The sequence below is a fragment of the [Clostridium] celerecrescens 18A genome, assembly GCF_002797975.1.
GTDB classification, from domain to species: Bacteria; Bacillota; Clostridia; order Lachnospirales; family Lachnospiraceae; genus Lacrimispora; species Lacrimispora celerecrescens.
In genome coordinates, this window is record NZ_PGET01000001.1 from 3,656,487 (window position 1) to 3,676,236 (window position 19,750).

Genomic DNA, 19,750 nt, shown 5'->3' on the forward strand with positions numbered 1-19,750 from the left:
AAAACCTCCTGTCATTTTATTTTTCTTATCTTTTTTCCTTTAGACGGACTGATGGCCTTTACGGCGATGAACATGAATATGGCAGCCAGGGCCAGCTGGATAAAAATACTTAAGATCACCCAGTTTTCCATGATAAAGTTATCCGGATGAGGACCGAACCAGCTGCTTAAACTCCTTACTACCTGACTATCCCCTGTCTGAACATTGATCATTGCATAGAAGGTAGCCACCGGATTTAGCAGAAGCAGATACAAGCAGGCGCCGGAATTGGTCTGGTCAGCCATACCTCCCACGGACATGGCATAGGTGTTGCTTATGTTCATCCGGGCCATGGAAAGGGCAAAGACATTGACCGCATAGGTGCCTGCCGCAATGATGACCAGCACACCATAGCTTACTACCGTGGCGATGGTAGACCGCTTGAACAGGGTAGAAAAACAGATTCCCATGCTTCCACAGAGAAGGGCCACTGCCAGGTAGCAAAATAGCAGGAGTATTACATCATAAATCATCACTCCCCCATATACAAAGGATACGGCCAGAAGGGGAAAACTGGACATGATCATGAGGAACATGGTGCTAAAGGATGAGGTAAACTTCCCCCATATGATCTCCCACGGCTTCAAGGTCGTGGTAAGAAGAAGGTCAAGAGTCTGGCGTTCCCTCTCTCCGCTGATGCTTCCTGCGGTCAGCGCCGGCATGATGAACATCAGCATTACAAATTCCACTGCAGCCACGAATATGTACAAATTGGTAAATGAAGAATACTGGATCTCCGCAGTCAGCTTTACCCGTTCCACTACGGAGTACATATTAAGCAAAACTACCAAAGCCAGAATCGTATTAAAAAGCGCCAGGATCAGCGCAAGACGGAAGCTTCTGGAACTGACCGTCGTCTCCCGCTTATAAACCGGATTCAATTTCATGTACAAGCACCGCCTTTTCTTTATCATGATCCGTAATCTGCATAAACAGGGATTCTAAACTTCCCTGCTCCCTGTAGAATCCATGTACCAGCACCTCGGCATCCACCAGCTGCTGCAAAAGAAGGGCCTCATCCTGGTTATCTCCAATGAAATTCACCCGGATGTCTTCGTCTTTCACCGCTATGGTCTGGACACAGGGCTGGCTTTTTAAGATGGTCAGCGCCTTATCCTTATTTCCAAGAACAGAGATGATCAGAGGGTTGGTAGCATTGACCCTGCGCAGTATCTCCTCCATGCTGCCGCTTAAGATCATTTTTCCCTGGTCAATGACCCCAATGTCCGTACACAGCTCGGAAAGCTCGGAAAGTACATGGGAACTGATGAATATGGTCTTCCCCTGCTCTTTTAGTTCCTTTAGGATCTCCTTAAATTCAAACCTGGTTCGTGGGTCCAGCCCTGAAGTCGGTTCATCAAGGACCAGCAAAAGGGGATCGTGGATCAGAGCCCTTGCCAGGCAGAGCCTCTGCTTCATACCCCTAGATAAGCTGTCTACGTAAAAATTCACCTTATCCTCCAGTCCTACCTGCTCCAAAAGGGTCATATACCGGGTTCTGCCCTTAAGCCCGTCGATTCCATAGCAGGAAGCAAAAAACTCCATGTATTCGTTGACTTTTAAATTGTCATATACACCGAAAAAATCCGGCACATAGCCGATTTTCATCTTTAATTTATCCAGACCCCCGGACACATCCACGCCATCGATCATCACCTGGCCGCTGTCGGCAAAAAGAAGCCCTGTCATGATCTTGATGGTGGTAGTCTTTCCTGCTCCGTTAGGTCCTACGAAGCCATAAAGAGATCCCTGGGGGATACGAAGATCCAGGCCGTTTAAGGCATGGAATTTTCCAAACTTTTTCCGTAAATCTTTAATCTCTAACATTATTTATCCCTTCCTGCCACAGTCAGCATTGGCAGAGTCACATACCAGTTATTCTCAGATGTATTGTCACATACATATTTTACAGTCAACGTGTTGCCGGGAGACAGATAAGGGGTCAGCTCCCAGGCTTTATAAACCGATTTATTAGGGTCCATGGTATCGTAATTACCTGTATCGTGGTTATAGAAATAAATATTCCCTTTAAAGATGGTGGTGTAGTAAAAGCTTTCGCTGTTTAAAAACTCGTCAGAGGGGTTTTCAAAGGTCAGCGTTTCCACCTCCAGATCATTTCCAAGAAAATACTCCAGAGCCACCGGGTCTACGCCGTAAATGGCGTTGGAATCCGCATAATACTGTCCGCTTACCACCGTAGGTGTTTTCATAAGGGCAGACCGGGAGGTCTCTCCATTCTTCTTTGTCTTTACATTAATGGTAGATGTAAACATGGACATGCCGAAAGTTTCATAATTCCCCCCGGCAAGGAACTGGCTGGCTGACTGGTCCTTGCTGAAAGCCACGATCCTGGCCTCCGGATTATAGAATGAGGAATACTTATCAAGGTAAAAGCTTAAGATGTTGGTTCTCGATAAAGCCAGCATGTAAGCTGGATCCTCAATGTCCGCTTTGGGATATTGATAGCTTCCCGTTACCCGTGCAGATACCAGGAAGGAATTGTTAATGGGATAATTGATGACAGGAATCCCGTTAAGATTCATGGTCTCTCCTGGCTTTAACTCTTCAATGACCACCATTTTCCCGTACATCAGGATTCCTACCTTTTCCACCTGGAAAGGATACTCATTGGTCACAGTGCCGTATACATTTCCCTCAAACAGGGTGATGTCCCCGATAAGGCCCTTATGCTCTGTATTGGAAGTCCGTTTCTTTAAGGAATAATACTTGGGGGTAAAAGCAGCCGCGTTCTGGACCGATACTCTGGTGTCCGATTCCCCATAGGATATATTCACCTTATAGTCCTCATTTCCCATGAATCTGGGGACCGGCTTCATCTCATAGGAACTGCTTCTGGTGATTGGAAGCAGATCGTACGACGGATCCAGGGCAATGGTATATGCCTTGTTATAAGGCGTCCTCATGTTGATATAAGTATATTCGTCCACATAGTTTTCCGTGGTATCCAGAATGGTTGCATAAGTAAAAAAGGTATCCTTAAACCTGGTTCCTACTCCCATTAAATATACGATTGCTGCAAAAGACAGGGAAACCGCTGCAACCGCGGTCCGGTAATACCTTCTCCGCTCCTGCTTTTTCAAAAACAGGTACAGCCCAGGACCCACCAGTACGATATATCCCAGGATCACTGCGGCATAAACCACCAGATTGGGCAGCTTATCTAAATTACCGGTATTTAACATATTCTGCACGGACCAGTACTGGCCGGAATTTCCGCTGTAAAGGTAGGAGGATAAATCATTTAACTTGGTTTCTCCCAAAAGCGCTGTAAAAAGCTTATCTACATAGGAACGCTGGACCTGGCAGAAGGAAGCGATATCCACAAAGTCATAGGCAGCTACGCCTACCTTTCCTTTCCCCTTTGATACAGAAGTAAGGACCGGGAATTCATCATTGGAAAGCACTCCGGTTCCGCCTTTTAAGGAAACGTCTGCACAAACCAGATTCATGAAGGAATCTCCTGGACCATTGGAGGAATATTCCACTCCCATGTCCACGGATTTTTCCGATGGAGGTGCATAATCATCTTCAAGGATATCAGACCGGAAGGCATAAAGGGTATCATCCACCCGGCTGCCGGTTCCCAGAAGAAGAGTCCCTCCCCCTTTTACCCATTCCCAGATTGCAGATACCTGGTCTGTGGACAGCCTTTTTGTATCGTAATCTGTAATGACCAGCACATCCAAAAGGTCCAGACCGATGACATTATCCGGCATCTTTTCTGTTTCCATCTCAAAGGTCTTGATCCTGACAGAGCTGTAATTCACTCCCACCCCCTCCATATAGGACAGAGTATCCGGTTCATCGGATAAAACCCCAACAAACAGTTCTGCAATATCTGCCGTGACATTCATTTTTAAGCGTTTCCGGATCAGTTCTTTTCCCTGGGAGTCCAGAAGCTTCACATAAAGAACATCTGCCCTTCCCACCGGAATATCCAAGGATTCCTCCGAAGCTTCAAAGGCCTTTAAGGAAACCGGGTACTCGTATTGGTAAATATCATAATCCGACTCCATGGCAATCGCCTGGACCGTTCCCTGAAATTCGGAATCCAGCTGGTTTTTTAATGAAAAATTAACCGGTACGTAACGTCCGCTTTTTGCATTTCCCTCATATCCATAGGAAACATCCATGGAAACCCCGGAATTCGAAGCCGCATAATTTCCGTCTGCAAAGGAATTCCCTGCATTCATTCCGGCCGGTGTTTCATTTGCCATACCGAAAGCAGGCAGCGTTACGCTGCCTGCTATGGTGACAACCATGGCACAAATCAGGGATATCTTTCTGAATTTCATTCTTTGTCACCCTATCTTTCCAAAGTTCTCTTTATTAATATCAAAATCCACCTGCAGTTTAATCGTAAATACCGTTCCGGATAGATCACTGGTCACATGGATGGTTCCGCCATGCATATCCACAATATTCTTTGCAATGGCAAGCCCCAGCCCCGTTCCTCCCGTATTGGTAGACCGTGACTGTTCCACGCGGTAAAACTTATTGAAGATAAGAGGCAGCTCTTCCTCCGGAATTACGTAACCGTAATTGATCACCTGTATGGTAACCAGTTCTTCGCTGCCATGGACCTTTACCAGGATGCGCTTTCCATCCGCTCCGTATTTGATGGCATTGTTGATCAGATTGTCAAACAGACGGGCCAGAAGGTTGCCATCCGCCGAGATCATCTGGGCAGGAACATTGCTTTGAAGCTCATAAGATAGGTTCTTATCCACAAAACTGGGATAAAATTCTTCCAAAAGCTGACTTAAGAGCTTCACCACGTCCACCTTGGCTACGTTCATGGAGATCTTCCCATAGTTCAGCTTTGTAAATCCGAATAAGTCCTCAATCAGCTTTTCCAGCCGCTTTGTCTTTACGTATGCAATCCCTATGTACTTTTTCTGGACCTCCGGATCAAGCTTTGTTTCTCCGGACAATAGCTCAAGATACCCGATGATGGAGGTTAAGGGGGTTCTTAAGTCATGAGCTATATTGGTAATCAGCTCGTTCTTGGTACGCTCCGCTTCCCGTTCCTTATCCATGAGGCCTCTTAAATCTTCCACCATCTTATTTAGACTAGCAGCCATGACAGAGAATTCATCATCCCCCTCAATGTCTACCGTAATATTTAAATCTCCCTCGGAAATGCTCTGCATGGCATCAGAAATCCGGCTGATGTAACGCATGGACTTTTCCTGGAGAAGGAGAAAGGTGACCGTGAATATTCCGATCCCGAAAATTACGTAAATCAGGATCACTACCACATCAAAGGATGTGAGCATCTCAACAAATGCATTGTCCTTTTGGGTGTTTCTCATGTAGGAGGCTACCAAAGATACATTGGTCACCAGAAATATCTCGATCAGGACCGTGACCACTGCACTGTAAAAAATATTGGCAATGACCCGGGTATGAAAACGGCGGTTAAGATCACTTTTCAATTTTGTATCCTACCCCCCAAACAGTGGTGATGATCTTGTTCTGTCTGGTATCCTCTTTCATCTTTCCCCGCAGCCGTCTGATATGTACCATAACTGTGTTATTTGCCTCATAAACCTTTTCATTCCACACTTTTTCAAAAATCTCATCGGTGCTGAACACTCTTCCGGGGTTAGAGGCCAGTAAGTAAAGGATGTCAAACTCAATGGGGGTGAGTTTGATCTCTTCCCCATAAACAGTCACCTTATGGTTATCCTTGTTAATGGTCAGTCCTCTTATTGCGATTTCATTCTTAGCAGCTTCATTTACCGCGCTGTTGGGGTTTAACTGGGTATAACGGCGAAGCTGGGATTTTACCCGTGCCGTCAGCTCCAGAGGGTTAAAGGGCTTTGTCACGTAGTCATCAGCCCCGGTTCCAAGTCCCAGTATTTTGTCCAGATCCGTGGACTTGGCGCTGAGCATGATGATAGGAATGTTATTGGTCTCCCGTATTTTCTTGCACATTTGCAGGCCATCCATTCCTGGCATCATGATGTCTAAAAGTACCAGATGGATCTGGTTCTTTTCCAGAACTTCCAGTCCTTCTTCCGCATTATCTGCTTTATATACTTTATAGCCATCACTGACCAGATAGATTTCCACCAGGTCTGCAATCTCTTTCTCATCATCCACAACCAAAATGCTTATTGTCTCGGACATGAAAATACCTCCCTTGTCGTTATGTAAGCGGCTTTTCTCTTTTTATGAGAAAAATCCTGCATCCATTTTACCACAAGAAAGGTATCTTTGCCTTACTATTTTCTTACAAAAAAGCTATAATTCGGTAACTATGGGGCTCTCTTCCATTGGCTCACCCCTGACTTTCCGTAGGAATAAACACCCGGCTGCCTACCGGATCAGACTTTCCAAGCTCCGCTTTCACATTCTGGATGGCCTCTTCACAGAACAGCTCCTGGCTGTTGACCAGGACTCTGCCCCTTTTATCAGGTTTCTCATAGGTTCCGTCGGCTTTTAAGATATGGGCCTTCACATTATCCTGGAATTGAACCTTAAGTAGATGGATGACCTGCTCCTGCAGCATTTCATCTTCTACGGGGAACATGATCTCCACCCTTCGGTCTAAGTTTCTGGGCATCCAGTCGGCGCTTCCCATATAAAGCTCCGGACTGTTGTCATTTTCAAAATAAAAGATCCGGGCATGCTCCAGGAAATTTCCAACAATGGAATGGACCGTGATAGTTTCACTTAAGCCTGGAACTCCTGCCTTTAAGCTGCATATTCCGCGGACGATCAGTTCAATCTTCACTCCCGCGCAGGAGGCCTCATAAAGGGCCGCTATGATTTCCTTATCGCAAAGGGAGTTCATCTTGGCCATGATATGGGCCGTTTTCCCGTTTTCTGCATTTTTCGTCTCCCTGCGGATCAGCCTTAAAAATCTGGCCCGCAGCCAGATGGGAGCCATCACCAGCTTATTCCAGTGAAGCGGCTCGGAATAGCCTGACAGCATGTTAAATACAGCGGTGGCATCTTCCCCGATCTGAGGGTTGCAGGTCATGAGGCCAAGATCCGTATAAAGCTTTGCTGTGGAATCGTTGTAGTTTCCGGTACCTAAATGAACATAACGGCGGATGCCATCCTCTTCTCTGCGCACCACCAGCGTAATCTTGCTGTGAGTCTTTAAACCTACCAGTCCATAGATGACATGACAGCCGGATTTTTCCAGCTTTTTCGCCCAGTTAATATTATTTTCCTCATCAAAGCGGGCCTTTAGTTCCACCAGCACCGATACCTGTTTTCCATTGTCAGCGGCCTCTGCCAAAGCGGCAATGATGGGGGAATTTCCGCTGACCCTGTAAAGGGTCTGCTTGATCGCCAGGACCTCAGGGTCACTGGCAGCGGTTTTTACAAAATTTACCACAGGGTCAAAGGTCTCATAAGGATGATGAAGCAAAATGTCGCCTCCGCGGATGTTGGTAAATATGTCGTCCTCGTTCATAAGCCTTGGAACCTGCTGGGGAATGTAGGGAACTGCCTTTAGATGGTTAAAGCCTTTCATTCCGTACATCTTCATGAGAAAGGTCAGATCCAGAGGGCCTGCGATCTCAAAGATGTCGGCAGAGCTGATGCTTAACTCCCGTTTCAGTATTTTTAACAGGCGTTTATCCATCTTCTCTTCCACTTCCAGACGTATGGCCTCGCCCCATTGCCGTTTCTTAAGCTGTTTCTGGATTTCCTCCAGAAGGTCCTCCGCTTCTTCCTCGTCAATGGTGAGATCCGCATTTCTCATGATGCGGAAGGGATGGGCGGTAATGACGTTGTAATTTAAAAACAGGCTGCCGATATTCCGTTCAATGATCTGTTCCAGCAAAATGACCGCCCGTTCATCCTTTTTCCCGGTGGGAAGCTCCACAATTCTTGGAAGAACGCTTGGCACCTGGACCATGGCAAATTCCAGTTCCTCTTCCCCGCTCTTTTTCTGCAGGAGAGCCGCAATGTTTAAGGATTTGTTTCGGACCAGCGGAAATGGCCTGGAAGAATCCACAGCCATGGGAGTGAGCACTGGATATACGTTCCTCTCAAAATAGCTGTCCGCATAGCTTCCCTCTTTTTCGCTTAGATCCTCATGGCCCTGAACCACCCGGAGTCCATTCTGCTTTAATGTGGGCAGAAGGGAACGGTTGTAGGTAGAATACTGCAAAGCAACCAGCTCATGGGTCCGCACGCTGATCTTTTCAAGCTGTTCCGGCGGTTTTAAGCCTGCAATATCCGGCTTTGTATATTTGGCATGGACCATATCCTTTAAGGAAGCCACCCGGACCATATAGAATTCATCCAGGTTTGAGGCTGTGATGCTTAAAAATTTCAGCCGTTCAAAAAGAGGTAGGCTTTTATCTCTCGCTTCACTTAGCACGCGGTAATTGAATTCGATCCAGCTCAGTTCCCGGTTTACATAATTTTCAGGATTGTTGTATATTTCATCGGCGCCTGTCATCAGGATAACCTCCTCTTCTGTTTTAATATGGGCCTTATTCCGAATATTTCTTCAAAAAAATCTGCTTTCTGCCGGAATGCCATGGATTCCAGGGTGATATCACCTTCATAAGAGGCGGTCACCACCAGCTGTCCGTTCTTTACGCTCATATGGATATCTGACAGCTTCTGCTTGTGGCTGCGGTCCAGGGAATTGGCAAGCCTTAAAATAGCGGTCAGCTTTCCCACAAGTATGATGCTGTCCTTATGAGGAAATTCTCCCTTTGTATTCCGGAACACCTCTTCGCTTAGGTGGATCCGGTTATAATCAAATTCCACCCCGTTGTAGCGGACCGCATTGGCCACGATCTCCCGCTCCATATGGGACAGACCGATGATCTCTGTTGACATAATGATATGGTAGGCGGATTCGCTGGGGTTTCTCATGCTGATAAATTTTCCGCAGGCGTGAAGGATGGCGGCGATCTGCAAAAGTAGCCGTTCCCTCTTTCCCATTCCGTGGTACTTCTTCATGCTGTCAAAGATATCTACCACGTATTTTTCCATATTCACCGTATGTGGGCCATGGCATTTATAGCGTTTTGCCATATTGCGGGAAGCCGCAAGAATGTCCTCGGAAAAATCATGGTTGAATTTCACCGCCTTTGTCTCCTCTGCAAACTCAGCGGCAATGCTGTCGCATAAGCGGATTCCCGGAATCCAAAAGAGCTCCGCCTTGGTCAGTTCCAGAACTCGTTTAAAGATGATGGCCGCCGGAACCAGGAGGGTTGCGTATTCCGAATTAACTCCGAACCGTTCCTGGATCTGGTCTAAGGACATTTCCACAATCTTTTCATAAAAAAATGCAAATTCCTCTGCAGTGACCCGCTCCACAGGCTTCCCGCCGCGGCTGCCCCGGGACAGATAAAGGATGCTTTCTCCTATCCCGATCAAATTTTTGATCTCCCTGTCCTTTAAGTAAACCTTGCGGAATGTATATAATTCATTATCCACCATTTCCTCGATCAGGGTATTCTGCATCTGGTTATCGACTTGTACGGTCCCCATCATTTCACGGATTCTTAAGACGCCTAACATCAGGTTATGGGTGGAAACCAAGGCATCCCTGTCAAAGAGGGAAACCTGCATGCTTCCAAAGCCCACATCCACAATGGCTGTGCCTTTTTGTATGATCTTATGGAATTCCGCATCCTTTGAGGCGATGGCCTTATAACTAATAAATCGCTGCTCGGAGTTGCTGATGACCCGCACTTCAATACCGGTCCTCACCCGGATCTGATCCAGTACGATCCGGCTGTTCTTGGCTTCCCGCAGGGCACTAGTGGCATAGGCCCGGTACCCGATCACCTTATAGGACTGCATGATATCCGCAAAGTCCTTAATGACCTGACACATCTCCTCCACCAGCTCATAGCTGATCTTTCCATCATTATAGGTGTCCCTTCCAAGGGCAATGACATGACGGACATGGTCCACCTTCCGGATTCCTGTCTTAGCAGAAATCTCATAGATACCAAGCTCCAGTTCAAACGATCCCACATCTATGGCGGCAAATAATCGTATTGCCATACCTTTCCTCCTTACTGCCCATTTGTCAGGCAGCTTTTTAAATATCCAAGTCTTTCTTTTCAGCTGTTCCCAAAAGGTGTGTAATAAACTGGCTTGCCGTTCTGCCTGATAAGCCTCCGTGGTTCAGTTCCCATATATTTGCTTTTGCATACAATTCTTCCAGAGACATGTTGATATCGCTGCGGGCGGCCAGCGCCCCTACGATCTCCTGGAATTCTCTTCTGTCCGGCGAGCCGTAGTAGATGGTCACACCAAAGCGGGCCACCAGGGAAAGTTTTTCCTGGACGGTGTCATTATTATGTAAATCATCATCCAGTTCCCTTTTATCACTGAATTTTTCCCGTATGAGATGCCTTCGGTTGGAAGTGGCATAGATCAGCACATTACTCGGCTTTTTCCCAAGGCCGCCTTCAATGATCGCCTTTAAATACTTATACTCCAACTCAGAATCCTCAAAGGATAAGTCATCCATGTAAATAATAAATTTGTAATTCCGGTCCTTTACCTGTTCCTGGACCTTTGAAAGGGATTTGAATTGATGCTTATAGACCTCAATGATCCGAAGGCCTCTGTCATAATATTCATTGAGCACGGCTTTAATGCTGGAGGATTTTCCGGTTCCGCTGTCACCGAACAGCAGGACGTTATTGGCAGCCCGCCCGTTTAAGAAAGCCTCCGTATTTTCGATCAGCTTCTGCTTTTGGAGCTGGTAGCCGATGATGTCGTCTAAATGGACATGTTCAATGCTGGTGATAGGAAGGATCTGAGGCTCGCCGACTGCCTCCTCGATGCGGAAGGCTTTGTTAAGGCCGAACTTCCCTACTCCGAACCTGCGGTAAAACTCTGTTATCTCAGAAGCAAAAACAGTCTCATCCTCAGCTTCTTCTAGGGCTACGGCCAGTGCAACGATCTGGTCCCTGATCCTCTTATTATAGATCTTGCTGCTGCCGTCCGCCGTCTGGTAATGGGAAAGGGCGGTCCATATCCCCTCCCCGTGATTTAAACGGTCCAGTTTTCGGATGTCATGATCAAACAATTCCTTTATGACCCGGAAATCATGAGCAGCAAGTTCATTTAAAGTCCCTTCGATGGGGCCTACGATCTCACAGGAGGTACTATAGGCATTTTCATTGTTCGCAAGGCAGAATGCTAAAAAACAATGCCAGAGATTCCCCTCAAAGCCATAGGAAGCCGCCAGCTCAATGAGCTGACTGGCGCAGGCATAGGAATCCGGCATTGTTTCTCTTTCCGACCCCGTTTCCAGGCTCAAAAGCCCGGCGATCTTGTCAAAAAGTTCACGATGATTCAGATTACGGTATAAAATCAATTCCTGGGATTTCATAATTTGCCTCCTAAATGAATCAGGCAGATATGCGGGCATATCCAGTTGATTCATAAATTCAAGGTTGAAAGATGTTGTTCTTTCAACCTTTTTCCTTCTGTAAAATAATAAGCCACACAGCCTCTAATAATTTCCCAAAACCCTCATATTGCTTCCCTCTTCAGAGATTCCCTTTAAAGCATTCTGAATGGAGGCATCACTTAAATTCCCCTCAATATCTATGAAAAAACGGTATTCCCAGTTTCTTCCAAGGATGGGCCTGGACTCGATCATCATCATGTTGACCCCGTTATAGATAAAATTGCTAAGCATATTATAAAGAGAACCGCTCTTATGGGGCAGTTCAAAGCTTATGCTTATTTTCCCTGCATCCTCCCGGTATACCGGATTCCTTGACAGGATGATGAACCGGGTCGTATTGTTTTTATTATGGTTGACGGAAGATTTTAAAACCTTCAGACCGTAAATTTTCCCTGCGATCTCACTGGCCACCGCCGCCTGGGCCGGATCGCCCTCCTCAAAGACCTTCTTGGCGGCTACGGCAGTATTCTCCACGCTGATCTGCCTCCAGTTCCTGTTGGCATTTAAAAATTCAGAGCATTGCATAAGGGCCTGGGGGTGGGAAAACACCGTCTGGATGTCATCCTCCTTAGCCTCCGCAAGTCCAAGCAGCGCATGGTCCACGGAAAGGAAGGTTTCCGCCACAATGTAATTGTGGTATTTTATAAGTAAGTCATAATTATGGGTGACAGCCCCTGCAGAGGAATTCTCAATGGGCAGAACCGCATAATCTGCCGCACCTGCCTCCACCTCTTTCATGGCATCTTCCCAGGAGTCCACATGGTATATATCTGCATTGGCTCCAAAATATTTTAGTGCCGCCTCGTGGGTGTAGGCTCCTTCCACTCCCTGATACACCACCCGTGCCTGATTGACAGGAAGGCTCTTTACCGGACTGAAATCATATTCCGCCTTTAATCCGTGTTCCGCCATAAGCTTGTACTGGAAATGGCGGCTGATCGTCATCATCTGGGTGAACAGCTCCCTTACCGCCTGTTTATGGAATTCATCTTCCACCATACCGGTCACGGCCTCGATCTTCTGCTCCTCCCTTTCCTTGTCATAAACCTGCTTACCTGTTTCAATCTTATATTCGGCCACCTGGCCACTAAGCGCCATCCGCTTTTCAAACAACGATACAATCTCACGGTCAATCCCGTCAAGCTGTTTTCTGATTTCCTGTAAATCCAATGTTTTCATGGGTCTTATCATTCCTTTTTCTTATCTGATGTGTGCTTAAGCCCTGTCAGAAATCTTCCCCTGGCTTTTCAGCTCTGCTTCCAGCATGGCCTTTATCTGATTCTCTACATAAGCGCCTGGGAATTTCCGAAACTCCGGTTCCAACTCCTTTGTATAAAGGGGCTTGCCAAATTCAATCGTCACCTGAGAGGGAAGCATGCGGGGAAATTGCCGTTCAAACACTTCCGCAGTTCCGGTAATTGCAACCGGTACTACCGGGCAGCCGCTTTTTTCCGCGATTTTAAGGCTTCCTTCCTTAAAAGGAATGAGGTCTAAGGGACTCTCCTCCCGGTTCCTGGTACCTTCCGGGAAGATCCAGACGGAAACGCCCCGTTTTACCTGATCGATTCCCGTGAGAATGGTCTTTAAGCCCTCTTTTAAATTCTTCCTGTCCAGAAACAGACAATTTACATACTTCATCCAGGTGGAAAGCAGAGGGATCTTCTCCATTTCTTTTTTTGCCACAAATCCCATAAGGCCGGGAACCGTCACATAACCTACAAGAATATCAAAATAGCTCCTGTGATTTCCAACGTACAAAACGGCCTGGTCTTCAGGTATATTCTCCTTTCCCTTAACCGTGATGCTCACGCCTGCCATATGAAGAATGATCCGGAAAATCCATTGGACCACCGCCAGGCTCTGGATATCCCGCTGGCGGCGGTCCTTTTTACCGGTCAGCCATTCAAAAATTATGACCGGAATGCTTAAAATCAAAAATATGATGACTGTTGCTGCTACAAGAATAAAACGTATCATTGGTCTAGCCCTCCATTTCATCTATTATATAAAATGGTGACTTTAATTACAATACTACCCGCCTTTCTTTTTTGTAATTTGTTCAAACAACAGTCCTGTGGCAAACCACAGTGGTGCAAAGTCCAGACGGATCAGTCCGTCTATGTTGGAGTTTCGTCCCGTATAATCCCACGGACACATCCCTCTGCCCCGCAAAAGGGAGCCGGCAAAATATTCCGCCACAAAAATGAGAACCATGTAAAGAAATCCATGGCGGATAGCAAGATCCGCTCTCTTTGCCGTAAATCCAGAACCGGGATTCACCCACCGGTCAATAAGATCACCAATGGGACCTAAAAGTGCTCCGCAGCCATAAATAGGAAACATTAAAAGGGACGTCTGCCCCATAAGCCGCCAGTCTTGGCGCAAAATGGATTCCGTGGAGGTAAAGATAACCTCCAGGCACCAACCTGTCACCCCGCATTTGCAGAAATTAAGTGGCAGTTGTTTTAAGTTTAATTGTGATAGTGTTTTCATACCCTTCATTATGCGCCGGTTATTGGGATATTATGTTCTTCTGTTAAAGAATTCTATAAAAGAGGAGACAACAATCTGCTCCCCTGTTCCTTGATCCGGATGAAAAGACTTCTCTCCTCATATACCTCTCTTGTGATCTCTTTGCACACCTTAAGATCCTCCAGGAACAGAGCTTCCAGCCTGAGGGTCGTCTCCTCGTCGTAAATTACCGCATTTACTTCAAAATTCAACTCAAAGCTTCGGATATCCATATTGGCAGTACCATAAGAACTGACCTTTCCGTCGGTCATGACCCCCTTGGAATGGAGAAACCCGTTTTCATAGGTATAGCACCTTGCCCCGGCAGATATTAGATCCCCCACATAGGAATAGGAAGCCCAGTAAACAAAGGGGTGATCCGGCTTACAGGGGATCATCAGCCTTACATCTACACCGGAACGGGCAGCTACCTGCAAAGCGGTAAGCACGGCATCATCAGGCACAAAATAAGGTGTCTGGATGTAGATATGATCCCTGGCCTTTGAAAAGAGCCGGATATAATTATCCCGGATCTGGCGGCTCCTTGCATCCGGACCGCTTGCAATGATCTGGATTCCAAGATGTTTCCTCTCATCATTTATGTCAACCACACCAAGGAAATCCAGACAGCTTCCGTCTTCATCTTCACAAAAATATTTCATATTCCGGAACAGGTTTTCTCCTGCCGCATAATTCCAATCCAGTGCAAAGCGGATCTGAAGGCTTAGCACAGACCCTCCCTGGAGCTTTAAATGGGTGTCTCTCCAATAACCGAACCTGGTATCCTTGGAAATATATTCCCGGCCGATGTTAAAGCCTCCCACATATCCGATCCTGTTGTCAATGACCACGATCTTTCTGTGGTTTCTGTAGTTTACACGAAGCTGAAGCCTGCCAAGTATGGGCGGGAAAAAGATTCCTACCTTTACCCCGTTTTCCTTAAGCTGTTTCCATTTGTCCTTACGCATGAAACGCCCCCCCATACCGTCACAGAGAATGCGCACTTCAACTCCTGCTCTGGCCCGCTCTATGAGGATGGGAATTATGGAGTCAAACACTTCATCGTCCTTTATAATATAATACTGCAAGTGAATAAAATGGGCCGCATTGGAAAGCTCCATTCTCAAGTCTTTAAATTTTTCCTCACCGTCCGTAAAAATCTCAACCGTGTTGTCAACGGTCAGCACAGATCCGGAAGTCTCCAGATTATACATCACCAGATCCTCATAGTCACGGGACAAAGAGGATACCAGGCTGATATCATGGCTTTTTAAAAATTCTTCCTGATTTTTTGCGGAATAACGCACCCGGTCTTCCACTTCCTTAATCCTAAACAGCTTGCCCTTTCGCATATCCTGGCCCAAAAGCAGATAAACAAGAATACCGAATACGGGAACAAAATACAGGGCCAGGAGCCAGGTCCAGACTGCTTTGGGATCACGACGCTGGAAAAATACGATGATAATTGACAGAATCAGGTTGATATAAATCAGATGATCAATCAGCCAGTTCCAAATTTCAACTGCCTGTAAAAAAATCGTTTCCATAATAAATCCCTCCTGTCTAAGCGGTCACGATCCGCTTTATGCGGGCAATGAGGCATACCTCATAGCTTTCTATGGGATATTTAATTGCAGAAAAGGACCACCGCTGTTGCGATGACCCTTTTATACAAACTGATTTCTCTCCCTGTTATAATGATAATCAATCGCAGCCAGAGAAAGGGTCAGGTCATTCTCCTGGATCCCAAGACTATGGCAGCATTCCTCAAGAGAAGGATAATAATCTCTTAACTGAGTATTGACATAGCTTAGTAGCATCACCGGATCTTTAGGTATATTAAACATTTTTTCCTCCTCCTATTCTGTTAATATATTTATTCTATCATAATTATTCCCAATTGTGAATCATTCAAAATGGGAGTTGCAGAATATTCATGGCAAAGTATCCCTGTACGAATGGAGAAATCAGTGCTACAATCAAATTTGAAATCCTTTAGGAGGTATACGGTATGAAAAAAATACTAATGCTTGGAACAGGTGGCACCATCGCCTGTAAACGAAGTGACAATGGCTTAAAGCCTCTCCTCACTACAGACGAAATCCTTTCCTATGTTCCGGAAGCATCAGAATTCTGTCAGGCGGACAGCCTGCAGATACTCAACATAGACAGCACCAATATGCAGCCAAGCCATTGGCTTACCATGGCAGAGGCTATTGAAACCCATTATAGGGATTACGATGGTTTTGTCATCTGCCATGGCACGGACACTATGGCTTATACAGCCTCAGCCCTTTCCTACCTGGTACAGAATTCGGAAAAGCCCATTGTCATCACCGGTGCCCAGAGGCCTATTGACATGGAAAATACCGATGCCCGCACGAATTTATCAGACAGTCTCCGATTTGCCAGCGAGCCTAAGGCCCATGGGGTTACCATTGCTTTTGACGGCAAGGTGATCGCAGGCACCAGAGGGAAAAAGGAGCGTACCAAAAGCTACAATGCTTTCTCCAGCATTAACTTTCCTTATATTGCGGCGATCCAGGATGGACATGTCCTGTTTTATGTCGATGATAAGGCTTCCTGTCCCAGGCAGGTACAGTTTTTCCAAAAGCTGAATCCTCATGTGGCATTAATGAAACTGATTCCTTCCATGGGATCAGATGTTCTGGATTTTATGGCAGAGCACTATGATGCAGTGATCATAGAATCCTTTGGTGTCGGCGGCCTTCCCTCCTATGATACCGGTGATTTTTATAAGGCCGTTAAAAAGTGGATCAATCTTGGAAAAACCGTGGTCATGGCCACCCAAGTGACCAATGAGGGAAGCGACATGTCCGTGTACGAAGTCGGACATTCCATAAAAAAGGAGCTGGGACTTTTGGAAGCCTATGATATGACTCTGGAAGCCACAGTGACAAAGCTCATGTGGATTCTGGGACAGACCAGCAGCGAAAATGAAATACGGGAGTTATTTTACCGTACCATTAACAGAGATATTCTTTGGCAGGCATAAAAATACGGGCGCTGCAAAGGAGATGAGCGATCATCCCTTTTGCAGCGCCCCTTAAAATAGGCGTTAGGTTTTTTTCCTTTATTCCAGATAAGCAATCAGCTTCCGCCCGTCCTCCGACACGTCGATCACGATTGCATTTCCTGCCCGGACCTCATCCCCAAGAATGATCCTGGCCGCTAAAGTTTCCACATGCTTTTGCAGGTACCGCTTTAGGGGACGGGCTCCGTAAACCGGATCATAGCCCTGCTCCACCACAAACTCTTTTGCCTGGTCAGTCAATTCAATTTTTAATTCCCGATCTTCAATCCGTTTGTTTAAGTCCGCAAGAAGCAGGTCAACAATTCCTGCAATATTTTCCTTTTCAAGAGGCTTGAACAGGATTATTTCATCAAGACGGTTTAAGAATTCCGGACGGAAGTGGTTCCTTAAATCATTCATCACCATTGCCTCCGCATCCTCCCGGATTCTTCCGGCTTCATCTATACCCGTTAACAGATACTGGGAGCCGATATTAGAGGTCATTATAATGATGGTGTTTTTAAAGTCAACGGTTTTTCCGGAAGAATCTGTGATCCGTCCATCGTCAAGAACCTGAAGCAGTACATTAAATACATCAGGGTGAGCCTTTTCCACCTCATCAAAGAGCACTACAGAATAAGGCTTTCTCCTGACTGCCTCTGTCAGCTGGCCGCCCTCATCGTAGCCCACATATCCTGGAGGTGCACCGATCAGTCTGGATACGGAATGCTTCTCCATGTATTCGCTCATATCGATTCTGACAATGTTATTTTCATCGTCAAACAGATCTTCCGCCAAGGCCTTGGCAAGCTCGGTCTTTCCAACGCCCGTAGGTCCTAAAAACAGGAAGGAGCCAATGGGTTTGGTAGGATCCTTGATCCCTGCCTTGGAACGGATGATGGCTTCGGTTACCTTTATGACTGCCTCATCCTGGCCGATGACCCTCTTATGAAGCTCCTTATCAAGGTGGAGGGTTTTATTCCTTTCCCCTTCCGTCAGCCTGGCCACCGGAATTCCTGTCCACTTGGATACGATTCTTGAAATCTCATCTTCTGTTACACTCTCATGAACCAGGCTCATATCCTGGTTTCTCACCCGCTCTTCCTCTTCCGCCAATTCCTTCTGAAGCTGGGGAAGTTTTCCGTATTGTAACTCTGCCGCGCGGTTTAAATCATACTTTTGCTGCGCAGCCTGGATCTCCCGGTTCATATTCTCAATTTCTTCCCGCAGGGCGGATAACCGTTCTACGGATGACTTTTCATTTTCCCACTGGGCCTTCTGGGAAGCAAACTCATCATGAAGCTCCGCTAATTCCTTCTGAAGCTCTGCAAGTCGGTCCTGGCTTAAACGGTCGGTTTCCTTCTTTAGGGCAGCCTCTTCAATCTCCATCTGCATAATTCGCCTGGAAAGCTCATCAAGCTCAGCCGGCATGGAGTCCAGCTCTGTCTTTATCATGGCACAGGCTTCATCCACTAAATCAATGGCCTTATCCGGCAGAAAACGTTCGCTGATATAGCGGTCAGACAAAGCGGCCGCCGATACCAGGGCAGAGTCTGTAATCTTTACCCCATGATAGACCTCATACCGCTCTTTCAGTCCTCTTAATATGGAAATGGTATCTTCCACCGTAGGTTCGTCGACCATGACCGGCTGGAACCTCCGCTCCAAGGCCTGATCCTTTTCAATATACTGGCGGTATTCATCAAGGGTGGTGGCTCCGATGCAGTGAAGCTCGCCTCTGGCCAGCATAGGCTTTAACATATTGCCCGCGTCCATGGAACCTTCTGTCTTACCTGCTCCTACAATGGTATGAAGCTCATCAATAAACAGAATGATCTGGCCATCGCTTTTCTTCACTTCATCAAGAACTGCCTTTAAACGTTCCTCAAATTCCCCACGGTACTTGGCTCCTGCCAGCAATGCTCCCATGTCAAGGGCAAACAGCTTTTTGTCCTTTAATCCCTCCGGTATATCGCCCCGGACAATCCTTTGAGCCAGACCTTCTACTACTGCAGTCTTACCGACTCCAGGCTCACCGATCAAAACCGGATTGTTCTTCGTCTTTCTGGAAAGGATCCGCACCACATTCCGGATCTCGCTGTCCCTGCCGATGACCGGATCCAGCTTCTGGTCCCTGGCCCGCTCCACCATATCATAGCCGTATTTGGTAAGGGTATCATAGGTTGCCTCCGGGTTGTCATTGACTACACGCTGGTTACCTCTTACTGTGGAAAGGGCCTGTAAAAAGTTTTCCTTGGTTATGCCATAACTCCGAAACAGTTCCTTTACCGCTTTGGAGGGCTGCTTTAACATGGCTAAGAATAAATGCTCAACAGAAACGTATTCATCTCCCATGGCCTTTGCTTCATCCTCGGCGTTTATTAAGACCTTATTTAAATCATTGCTGATGTAAATCTGTCCTCCCCTGACCTTGGGAAGTTTTTCTATTGCCTGAGCCGTTTCATTTAAGAATTGCTCTTTTTGTATATTCATCTTGGTAATGAGTTTCAAAATCAGGCTGTCTTCAATGGTAAGAAGGCTGCACAGCATATGTTCCTGCTCGATCTGCTGATTTCCATATTCATATGCAAGCTTTTCGCAATTCTGGACGGCTTCCATCGACTTTTGCGTAAATTTATTGATGTTCATAATAGCTCCTCCTTTTTCTCCGTTATGTAAAAGCATTGCTTTATTTGTTCTATATGTAATATAACAAATAGTGTTTC

The 19,750-nt window shown here is 46.4% G+C and carries 15 protein-coding genes; 1 reads left to right on the forward strand and 14 read right to left on the reverse strand.

Annotated features, from left to right (window positions below; genetic code table 11):
- Positions 1-11 precede the first annotated feature (11 nt).
- From H171_RS16700 to H171_RS16760, 13 genes are all read right to left on the reverse strand, one after another.
- On the reverse strand, positions 12-926 hold the full coding sequence (locus tag H171_RS16700) for an ABC transporter permease (RefSeq protein ID WP_100306148.1): 915 nt from the start codon (positions 924-926) through the stop codon (positions 12-14).
- Entirely contained in the window at positions 904-1,866 is a 963-nt protein-coding gene (locus H171_RS16705; protein ID WP_025231217.1) for an ABC transporter ATP-binding protein, read from the reverse strand. Before H171_RS16705 ends, H171_RS16700 begins: the two co-directional genes overlap by 23 nt.
- Positions 1,866-4,355 carry a hypothetical protein gene (locus tag H171_RS16710; RefSeq protein ID WP_100306149.1) on the reverse strand — a complete coding sequence of 830 codons (2,490 nt, stop codon included), beginning with the start codon at positions 4,353-4,355 and terminating at the stop codon, positions 1,866-1,868. The genes H171_RS16705 and H171_RS16710 overlap by 1 nt, the downstream gene beginning before the upstream one ends.
- A gap of 6 nt (positions 4,356-4,361) precedes the next feature.
- Positions 4,362-5,498 carry a sensor histidine kinase gene (locus H171_RS16715; RefSeq protein ID WP_100306150.1) on the reverse strand — a complete coding sequence of 379 codons (1,137 nt, stop codon included), beginning with the start codon at positions 5,496-5,498 and terminating at the stop codon, positions 4,362-4,364.
- The gene (locus tag H171_RS16720; RefSeq protein ID WP_100306151.1) at positions 5,488-6,195 is read right to left on the reverse strand and encodes a response regulator transcription factor; all 708 of its coding nucleotides are present in this window, start codon (positions 6,193-6,195) and stop codon (positions 5,488-5,490) included. The genes H171_RS16715 and H171_RS16720 overlap by 11 nt, the downstream gene beginning before the upstream one ends.
- A gap of 151 nt (positions 6,196-6,346) precedes the next feature.
- Positions 6,347-8,488 (reverse strand): RNA degradosome polyphosphate kinase, encoded by a 2,142-nt coding sequence (locus H171_RS16725; protein WP_100306152.1) that lies wholly within the window; start codon positions 8,486-8,488, stop codon positions 6,347-6,349.
- Complete coding sequence (locus H171_RS16730; protein WP_100306153.1) at positions 8,488-10,056, reverse strand: Ppx/GppA phosphatase family protein; 1,569 nt, start codon at positions 10,054-10,056, stop codon at positions 8,488-8,490. The genes H171_RS16725 and H171_RS16730 overlap by 1 nt, the downstream gene beginning before the upstream one ends.
- 37 nt (positions 10,057-10,093) lie before the next feature.
- A complete protein-coding gene (locus tag H171_RS16735) occupies positions 10,094-11,398 on the reverse strand; it encodes an ATP-binding protein (protein ID WP_100306154.1) in 1,305 nt (434 codons plus the stop codon).
- A gap of 123 nt (positions 11,399-11,521) precedes the next feature.
- Positions 11,522-12,658, reverse strand: coding sequence for a prephenate dehydratase (gene pheA, locus H171_RS16740; RefSeq protein ID WP_100306155.1), 1,137 nt, complete (start codon positions 12,656-12,658; stop codon positions 11,522-11,524).
- Positions 12,659-12,694: 36 nt separating this feature from the next.
- Positions 12,695-13,456, reverse strand: coding sequence for a lysophospholipid acyltransferase family protein (locus tag H171_RS16745; protein ID WP_100306156.1), 762 nt, complete (start codon positions 13,454-13,456; stop codon positions 12,695-12,697).
- 54 nt (positions 13,457-13,510) lie between these two features.
- Positions 13,511-13,981 carry a putative ABC transporter permease gene (locus H171_RS16750; protein ID WP_100306157.1) on the reverse strand — a complete coding sequence of 157 codons (471 nt, stop codon included), beginning with the start codon at positions 13,979-13,981 and terminating at the stop codon, positions 13,511-13,513.
- 44 nt (positions 13,982-14,025) lie between these two features.
- Positions 14,026-15,537, reverse strand: coding sequence for a cardiolipin synthase (cls, locus tag H171_RS16755; RefSeq protein ID WP_100306158.1), 1,512 nt, complete (start codon positions 15,535-15,537; stop codon positions 14,026-14,028).
- Positions 15,538-15,657: 120 nt separating this feature from the next.
- On the reverse strand, positions 15,658-15,837 hold the full coding sequence (locus H171_RS16760; RefSeq protein ID WP_025231206.1) for a DUF4250 domain-containing protein: 180 nt from the start codon (positions 15,835-15,837) through the stop codon (positions 15,658-15,660).
- Positions 15,838-16,001: 164 nt separating this feature from the next.
- Between H171_RS16760 and H171_RS16765 the strand changes: the two genes are divergently transcribed.
- Entirely contained in the window at positions 16,002-17,006 is a 1,005-nt protein-coding gene (locus tag H171_RS16765; RefSeq protein ID WP_100306159.1) for an asparaginase, read from the forward strand.
- Positions 17,007-17,084: 78 nt separating this feature from the next.
- Here H171_RS16765 and clpB read toward each other — a convergent pair whose 3' ends face one another.
- On the reverse strand, positions 17,085-19,673 hold the full coding sequence (gene clpB / locus H171_RS16770) for an ATP-dependent chaperone ClpB (protein WP_100306160.1): 2,589 nt from the start codon (positions 19,671-19,673) through the stop codon (positions 17,085-17,087).
- Positions 19,674-19,750: the final 77 nt, after the last annotated feature.